The 452-nt window shown below is 35.8% G+C and carries 1 rRNA gene; it reads right to left on the reverse strand.

Annotated elements, in window-relative coordinates:
• Positions 1-93 (reverse strand): 16S ribosomal RNA (locus ACPEPR_RS13830); the annotation flags it as partial.
• Between the last annotated feature and the right edge of the window lie 359 nt (positions 94-452).

Raw genomic sequence — 452 nt, forward strand, 5'->3', positions numbered from 1 at the left:
GGTCAGTTACCGAAGCAACCTTCCCCGCTCGACTTGCATGTGTTAAGCCTGCCGCCAGCGTTCAATCTGAGCCATGATCAAACTCTTCAGTTAAAATCATTTTGTACTTTAGTTAAGACAAAGTACTAATTCTGGCTCATCAATTACTGACTTAAATTTCGCTCAAATAAACTTCGAGTAATTCAAACCAATCAATTAATGAAAATATATTCGATTAATCAACCAGTAAAAATCCACACAAGTTGTTCTTCATAATCTCTTAATGATCTTCTCGATGCTTCGTCAGCATCAAGCTAGGTCGGCTATATTACTCTCTATTTTTAGAAAGTCAACATGCAATGTTGATTTTATTTCTAAACTTACCACCTAAACCAGAACTCAACCATTTTAGCTAAATCCTTGTTTATCAACAAGTTTTTATCAACATCACCGCCGATGGATGTGCATTATAG

Origin of the sequence: Acinetobacter sp. AND/436 (assembly GCF_049546925.1) — a bacterium.
GTDB lineage: Bacteria > Pseudomonadota > Gammaproteobacteria > Pseudomonadales > Moraxellaceae > Acinetobacter > Acinetobacter indicus.